This is a genomic window from Plesiomonas sp., from assembly GCF_051650925.1.
In the GTDB taxonomy this organism is placed as follows: domain Bacteria; phylum Pseudomonadota; class Gammaproteobacteria; order Enterobacterales; family CAMTGL01; genus Plesiomonas.
Genome location: NZ_JBOFRH010000104.1, coordinates 1 through 6,195, shown reverse-complemented (window position 1 = coordinate 6,195; position 6,195 = coordinate 1). Strand labels below are relative to the sequence as shown.

The following is a 6,195-nucleotide window of genomic DNA, read 5'->3' as shown; positions in this document are numbered from 1 at the left end:
ATACCGAGCTTCTCACTGTGGCAAATAGCCCCGACACGTTCTGAAGCGCCTCCTGCCGTCAATCATGCTCAGATTATGGCTGTTCCGGCACAAACCGGCACGATTGACGAACAGCAGCAATTTCCGGCATGGAATATCACGCAGGCGACCTTCAGTAACGGCCTTGGCGTGCTGATAAAGCAAGAGAGCGCCTCGCAAGATCGCGTTTATATACAGCTGCGCGCCCGTGGGGGGATGCGATCTTTGCCGCCGGAATTACTGGCTGCTGCAAAATTATTGCCGCTGTGGGTTAGCCCCGCACCGAGCACCTCTTTGCGCCAACGTGATCCAGAACAGAGTAGCCCTCTGCACAGTTTTGCTACGCAAAACAGCATTAAATTACAACCGATCATTACCACCAGTCAGCATGGCATCAGCGGTTCGGTAGAAAATACGCGTATTGATGCGTGGCTGGCTCTTGCCCGCCAGATGCTAGAAGCCCCGCTTTTTAGTGAGCAGATTTTGCACACAATACAGACACAAGAAGCGCGTGCCATGAGCCAGTATTTGCAGACCCCAAAAGGGTTGTTTCAGTCACACTTACAGCAATACCTATTTCCCAATAACCCATATGTGCGTTTTAGCTCACCGCGTGATTTGCAAAATGTCAGCTTAAAACAGCTTAACGCTGTGCATGCACAGTTACGTAATGCACTTGCGGGTGCTGAATTGGTGATTGTTGGGAATGTTGAACCGCAACAGGTACTTACGGCAGTGGGGCGTTATCTGGGGGGGCTGGATTTGGGTGATAAACCCTATTGGAATGGTTATCCCTTCTTACTTAAAAAAAGTGCGCCCTTGATTGATGCGCATAACCCCGATGAGCAGGCTCTGGTTGTTCTCACCCGACTTTCTGTACCGGCAATGACCGATGATGTCGAGCACCGCCTAGCACATAAAATGCTGCAACATATCTTGCAGCAGCGTATGGAAAAGCAATTGCGTACAGCGTTGGGGATCACCGCGAGTGTGACCGTGGATATGACCTATCCGGCCACAGATATGCAGATGAATATGTTGCAAATACGGGCGAAAATGCAACCCGACCAGTATGTGGATGCAGAGATTGCGCTGAAAAAGGAGCTCAACACGCTGTTGATTGACGGTTGCAGTACTCAGGAAATTGAAGCTGCGCGGCAGCAGGTCAAGCAGCAAATTGATGCGCTTTGGCAAGATCCACAGCGCAGTGCGCAAACACTGAGTGTGTACTGGCTGGCGGGGTATCCGCTAGACGATATTATGCAGATGCCAACTTTACTGGCCGATATTTCTGAGCAGATGTTGCGTGATTTGACCCTGCACTACTTAAATGCGCCGGGCCAGCTTACGGCCGGTTTTTTACCCGATGCGGCACTGCCAAAATCGGCATTGCCGGCAGGATCACACTGATATCCATGATTAACAGTGAAGAGGGGTCTTCAACATAGTATCTGGTATCCATTAACCGACCAGATAGGTTCCGGTGCCAAATGCAATGTGCACGCCCTCTTCATTGTGTAGCTCCATGCGGGTCACTGCCACTTTGTTACCGGCTCGGATCAGATGGCCGGTAGCAATTAACTGCTGGCCACGTCCGGGGCGCAGATAGTCAATACGTAAATCAATAGTACCCACCTTGGTCAGGCGTTTGCCCAATTGTTGCAAGGTCTGCGTCTCTTCCTGCGTCAGGGCCGACGTTGCCGCTAAAATACAGCCGACAACATCTAAAATGGCCGCAGTGACTCCGCCATGCAAAATCTTGTGGTGTGCATTACCTATCAGCTCATCACGCATTTTCACCTGTACCTCGACAATATCAGGCTCGTTGCGCGTTAACGTCATGCCAATCAATCGGTTAAACGGCATCTGCTCCATAAATAACTGTCCGATAAAGTCACGTGCATCGGCAGGGCTGAGGATCAGATCAGGTTGCGGTGATAGCATATACATCCTTGTAATGAAATTGTTTAAATAGTGTTTTTACTTTAAAGTAATGCGCTTGAAAAAATGTTATCACCGTCACGGATTTGCGGTATTTTTTTCTCACAGAAAAGGACGTGCATGCGCTAACAGAATCCGCTATTGCTTGGTAGGATGCATGCATTCGATCAGTGCAGTTTGGCCTCATGGCCAAGCTGTGCTCGATTATCCGTATTACTGTGGGCAGAGATAGACATCAAGCGAGGTTGCACCGAATATTTTGCGGTGCACAGGCGTGTGCGTAGTCAGGTTGTCAGCAGTGAAAAATCATCACATGGAGACGTTATATATGTTAGGTAGCCGTTGGGCAGTGGGTGCGAGTGTGTTGCTCTCTGGATTAGCCATTAGCCAGTCAGTTGGTGCGCAAACCGTACCGGAGAGCGAGGCGCAAGCGGCATCAGTGCCGGCTGAGACACAAAGCATCAAGCCCAATTATGCCGGGCGTATTGCCAATTTACTCGAAGAGCATAACACGCCTTTTTTACTGATCCCGTACGATACCAACTATGTGCTGTACTCTTACAGCAGCAATATCAATAAAGGGATGTATGCAAACCGTGGCTATGATGCCAATGATTTGCGTAAAGATAACATCAAATTTCAGCTCAGTTTTGCCTTCCCAATCTGGCGCGGTATTCTTGGGAATAACTCGGTCTTGGCTGCAGCCTATACCCAGAAATCACTCTGGCAGGCCACCAACTTTGCTATTTCAGCCCCCTTTTTGGAAACAAATTATGAACCGCGCGTGTTTACTGCGTGGAGCACTGACTACACGTTGGCGGGGTGGCACTTTAAAGAGTTGGAACTGGGGTTTGTGCATCAGTCAAATGGCCGTGGTTATGACTATTTTGATGAGAAAAATGAAAAGCATGACACTTCACGTAGCTGGAACCGCATTTATGCTCGGGTGATGGCTCAGCGTAATAACTGGATGGTTGATCTCGAACCTTGGGTGCGGGTTGATTCGAGCAAAAACGATGATAATCCAGATATCAGCGATTATCTGGGGCACTACCGTATGCAGGTAGGCTATAAAGCTGGCGACAGCGTATACAGCCTTGAAGGGCGCTATAACTGGAATTCGGATAAAGGCAGCGCGCAGTTAGGCTGGAGCTACCCGATTACCCCGAGCGTACGCTTCTATACCCAGTTGTTTACCGGTTATGGTCAGACGATGATCGATTACAACTTCCGCCAAACCTCATTTGGTATGGGCTTTATGCTGAACGATATTATGTAACAGCACTGATCTGTACAGTTGAGTGCGCGCCGAGTGCGTGTTGCACTAAATGTGTACCGTATCTCAATCTGACAACCAAGCCCGCAAAGTCTGTGCGGGCAACAAAATAGCGACAAACGGCGGCACTCTTTCTACAATAGCCGCTCTTTAGCTCGTTATTTTATCGCTTACCCGAGGATCACTGCGTGTCATTGGCGGAACTTCCCCCAGAACCTTCAGCTGCTGCGCATGTATTGCGTGAGGTATTTGGCTATCAGGCCTTCCGCCCCGGACAAGCGGTGATTATTGAGCAGGTGCTCAACGGCAATGATTGCCTCGTGATTATGCCTACCGGCGGTGGAAAATCGCTCTGCTATCAGGTTCCGGCGCTGATGCTGCCGGGCGTTACGCTGGTGATCTCTCCGCTGATCTCACTGATGAAAGATCAGGTCGATCAGTTACGGGCCAATGGCGTTGCTGCGGCCTGCTTAAACTCCACATTAAGCCGTGAGCAGCAGCAACAGGTGATGCTGGATGTCAAAAATGGCAGCATTAAGCTGCTGTATATCTCACCGGAGCGGCTGCTGGCTGGCGGGTTGCTCAACCGTTTGGCTGACTGGTCTATTTCCATGCTGGCGGTGGATGAGGCGCACTGCATCTCACAATGGGGGCATGATTTTAGACCTGAATATCGTGCACTGGGTGAGATAAAACAGCGTTTTCCGCACTTACCGGTGATGGCATTGACCGCCACTGCGGATGAGACCACCCGACAAGATATTGTTCGCCACTTGGCGATCCCCAATCACTATCTGCATCTGGGCAGTTTTGATCGGCCGAATATCCGCTACACGCTGGTGGAGAAGTTCAAACCGGCCGAGCAGTTGCTGCGCTATGTACAGGATCAGCGTGGAAAAAGTGGCATTATTTACTGCAACAGCCGCACCAAAGTTGAGGATACTGCTCAGCGTTTGAAAACCCGCGGGCTGAGTGTGGCAGCGTATCATGCCGGTTTGCCGACTGAGCGCCGCAATCAAGTACAAGAAGCGTTCCAGCGTGATGATGTACAGATTGTGGTTGCCACGGTTGCGTTTGGTATGGGCATCAACAAGCCCAATGTGCGTTTTGTGGTGCACTTTGATATCCCACGTAATATTGAATCTTATTACCAAGAGACCGGTCGGGCTGGGCGCGATGGCCTGCCGGCAGAAGCCGTGCTGTTTTTTGATCCTGCCGATATGGTTTGGTTGCGCCGTATGCTCGAAGAGAAAGAGCCAGGGCCGGTACGCGATGTTGAAACCCATAAACTCAACGCGATGGGTGCATTTGCCGAAGCGCAAACGTGCCGCCGCTTGGTGCTGCTGAACTACTTTGGTGAGGGGCGTCAGCAGCCGTGCGGGAACTGCGATATCTGCCTTGATCCCCCCAAACGGTATGACGGTTTGCAAGATGCGCAAAAAGCGTTGTCGTGTGTATACCGAGTTGGCCAGCGTTTTGGTATTGGTTATGCGGTCGAGGTGTTGCGTGGTTCGCTCAATCAGCGTATTCGTGAGCACGGGCACGAAAAGTTATCGGTGTACGGTGTCGGGCGCGATCAGAGTCATGAACACTGGGTGAGTGTGTTACGCCAACTGATCCATCTGGGGTTTCTGACACAAAATATTGTGCAGCATTCGGCTCTGCAACTGACTGAAGCGGCCCGACCGCTGCTGCGCGGAGAAGTGAGCTTGCAGTTGGCCGAGCCACGTACCTCATTGTCATCACTGAAAAACAGCATTAAAACTGCCCTCAGCCACTATGATCGGCAGCTGTTTGCCAAGCTACGCAAACTGCGCAAATCCATTGCCGATGAAGAGGGTATTCCCCCGTATGTGGTATTTAATGATGCCACATTGCAAGAGATGGCCGAGCAGATGCCGGTTACGGCGCGTGATATGCTGGCAGTCAACGGCGTGGGCCAGCGTAAACTGACCCGTTTTGGCTCGCCATTTTTAGCGATGATCCGTGATCATATTGATGGTGAATAGCCGCCGTTGCACAGGGTGACTCACCGAACATCAGGCTAGATCAAACAGCAAAAACTCACTTTCGCTGTGGGCGCTGATCTGCAATGCCTGCTCTTCCCAGACGGCGAGCCCGTCACTGTGCTGTAGCCGTTGCCCGTTGACCTCAATGTCACCGCTGATTAGCTGTATCCAGATATGCCGGCGTTCGGCAATGCGGTAATCGGCCTGTTCGTGCGCGGTCAATGCCCAGCGCCACAGCGTCATATCCTGAAAAACCTGCAGTGAATCGCTGCGCCCATCGGGTGATAAAATGAGCTGCTTACCCCGCTGTGGCACAAACTGTTGCTGCGCATAGCGCGGTTCAAGCCCATGTTGTTGCGGTAAAATCCAGATCTGAAACAGGTGCAGCGGCGTACTGTCGCTCGGGTTGTATTCTGAGTGGCGAATACCCGTACCGGCACTCATGATCTGGAACTCTCCGGCCTGCACTTCGGTGACATTTCCCATACTGTCTTTGTGTGCAATCCGCCCCTGCCGGACATAGGTCAGAATCTCCATGTCTTTGTGCGGGTGGGTCGGAAAGCCCGAGCGTGGTGCAACAATATCTTCATTGATCACGCGCAGCGCAGAAAAGCCCATGTAGTTGGGGTCGAAATAGTCGGCGAATGAAAAACTGTGCCAAGTCTGCAACCAGCCATGATTATCGTGCCCGCGCAGATCAGATTGACGAAGATGTAACATACAAACCTCTTCTCATCCTCAGTGTAATAGACGCAGTGTAGTCTTTCGAAAAGAGAAAAAAAGGGCAAAAAATCACCAGAATGTATCAATTTTTACGAATGATTACGCGGTGGGGAATAGGTGGGTACTTATTTTACTGTAGGGATACAGAGCAGTGTTGTTTGTCTCGATAAAACCACTCGGAGCACATAAGTCGCAGACAGTGAGTCTGAGCACAGAGTAGAAGATACA

5 protein-coding genes are annotated in these 6,195 nt (G+C 50.9%); 3 read left to right on the top strand and 2 right to left on the bottom strand.

What is annotated here, in order from left to right:
• The coding region (locus ACRC27_RS02295) for a M16 family metallopeptidase (protein ID WP_438639100.1) at window positions 1-1,428 on the top strand (1,428 nt) is incomplete at its 5' end.
• A 51-nt stretch (window positions 1,429-1,479) separates the two neighbouring features.
• Here the strand turns inward: ACRC27_RS02295 and ACRC27_RS02290 are convergent.
• Window positions 1,480-1,962: a thioesterase family protein gene (locus ACRC27_RS02290; RefSeq protein WP_438639099.1), complete on the bottom strand. Its 483-nt coding sequence runs from the start codon at window positions 1,960-1,962 to the stop codon at window positions 1,480-1,482.
• A 325-nt stretch (window positions 1,963-2,287) separates the two neighbouring features.
• Here ACRC27_RS02290 and pldA point away from each other — a divergent pair, with 325 nt between their 5' ends.
• Window positions 2,288-3,238 (top strand): phospholipase A, encoded by a 951-nt coding sequence (pldA, locus tag ACRC27_RS02285; protein ID WP_438639098.1) that lies wholly within the window; start codon window positions 2,288-2,290, stop codon window positions 3,236-3,238.
• Window positions 3,239-3,423: 185 nt separating this feature from the next.
• Entirely contained in the window at window positions 3,424-5,244 is a 1,821-nt protein-coding gene (gene recQ / locus ACRC27_RS02280) for an ATP-dependent DNA helicase RecQ (protein WP_438639097.1), read from the top strand.
• Between the two features lie 30 nt (window positions 5,245-5,274).
• On the opposite strand, the gene ACRC27_RS02275 is transcribed toward recQ, so the two are convergent.
• Complete coding sequence (locus ACRC27_RS02275; RefSeq protein WP_438639096.1) at window positions 5,275-5,964, bottom strand: pirin family protein; 690 nt, start codon at window positions 5,962-5,964, stop codon at window positions 5,275-5,277.
• Window positions 5,965-6,195: the final 231 nt, after the last annotated feature.